Origin of the sequence: Moorena sp. SIO4A1 (genome assembly GCF_010672065.1) — a bacterium.
In the GTDB taxonomy this organism is placed as follows: Bacteria; Cyanobacteriota; Cyanobacteriia; order Cyanobacteriales; family Coleofasciculaceae; genus Moorena.
In genome coordinates this window covers 1-1,176 of the sequence record NZ_JAAHHX010000920.1, presented here as the reverse complement: position 1 = coordinate 1,176, position 1,176 = coordinate 1, and the positions used below count along the sequence as shown (strand labels likewise).

3 protein-coding genes are annotated in these 1,176 nt (G+C 42.5%); 1 reads left to right on the top strand and 2 read right to left on the bottom strand.

Going from position 1 to position 1,176, the window contains the following annotated elements; genetic code table 11:
* Positions 1–755 (top strand): tetratricopeptide repeat protein (locus F6K53_RS44100; RefSeq protein WP_293087191.1); only part of this gene is annotated, 755 nt, incomplete at its 5' end.
* 82 nt (positions 756–837) lie between these two features.
* Here the strand turns inward: F6K53_RS44100 and F6K53_RS44095 are convergent.
* The gene (locus F6K53_RS44095) at positions 838–1,029 is read right to left on the bottom strand and encodes a type II toxin-antitoxin system HicA family toxin (RefSeq protein ID WP_293087188.1); all 192 of its coding nucleotides are present in this window, start codon (positions 1,027–1,029) and stop codon (positions 838–840) included.
* Positions 980–1,162, bottom strand: coding sequence for a type II toxin-antitoxin system HicA family toxin (locus F6K53_RS44090; protein ID WP_293087186.1), 183 nt, complete (start codon positions 1,160–1,162; stop codon positions 980–982). Before F6K53_RS44090 ends, F6K53_RS44095 begins: the two co-directional genes overlap by 50 nt.
* Positions 1,163–1,176: the final 14 nt, after the last annotated feature.

Sequence of the window (1,176 nt, the reverse complement as noted above, 5' to 3'; positions counted from 1 at the left end):
GAAGAGAATTTGCTTTTCGCTTTGCTAGTTTGGCCAAAACTCCGGAAATGCTAGTAGCACTGCGGGACTTTGCCATCAGCCAGCACGGTCCTGATGCCATGCGTTATGAAGCTGCGATAACGGTGTCTGAAGCCAAACTGTTGCCCCAAGAAGGTGTAAAAATGTGGTTTCAAGGTGAATTGCAAGAGGTTAACTTAATCTCCTATGAGCTTCACGACGAGCCCACTGTGCCGAATCATTCCCGTAAAGTTCAAACTCTGGGGGCTAAAGCTATATCGTTGATGAAAAAAGGAGGAGTAGAAAAAGCGGTAGAGGCAGAAACAATACTGCAAAAAGCTTTGGAAATAGAACCCGACTCACCAGATTTACTCAACAACTTAGCTGGTGCCTATCAAATGCAAGGACGCACAGAAGAAGCCTACAACCTTTTGTCAGAACTATCATCAAAATATCCTGATTATCTATTTCCAATTATATCTCTGGCAAGGTTGAAAATCAAAAAAGGAGAAATTGCAGAAGCAGAAGCTTTGCTCAAGCCTCTAATATCTCGCCAGCGCTTTCAGTTTTCGGAGTTTAGTAATTTTTGCACTGCTCAAATTGAATTATTCATGGCGAAAAAAGACAAAGATAGCGCTCGTAAGTGGTTGCAAATGTGGGAGAATTTAGACCCGGAGAACCCTGAATTGCTGCCATGGAAACTTAAGTTAGATGGGGATAATTTATTGAATAAGTTGAAGTCGATGGTCAGTGGCTAGTAATTTAGTGCTTTGACACTCCCCGCCCTATATAGCAATTCTACGACTTAATGAGGTACAAAGCGATCCCCCTAAATCCCCCTTAAAAAGGGGGACTTTGAAGTTGATAAGTGTACCTCCTAACTGCAATAAATGCTATAAGAGCTTTGAGTTGATCAAATTCCTTCTCACTAATCCCTAACTGCTTCAGTATTTCTCGAAATAACCAACCTCCAATCTCAGCATTACCATGAACAGGAATAGTGGTTGACCGTTTCTTGATGCAGTCGCTCATGGGGGAAACCCCCAAGACCGCGCTGCATCGCTCCATCCGGATGCTTCCAACGGGCATGACTTCCTTTTTGACGAACTTTCTGAAAGCCTAATTTTTTAGCCACTTTTTCTAAGGTTTTAGCTTTAGCTGGCATGAGAAACTGTTATA

Coding starts and splice junctions, on each gene's coding strand:
- F6K53_RS44095 (WP_293087188.1), bottom strand. CDS start 1,029: ATGAGCGACTGCATCAAGAAACGGTCAACCACTATTCCTGTTCATGGT.
- F6K53_RS44090 (WP_293087186.1), bottom strand. CDS start 1,162: ATGCCAGCTAAAGCTAAAACCTTAGAAAAAGTGGCTAAAAAATTAGGC.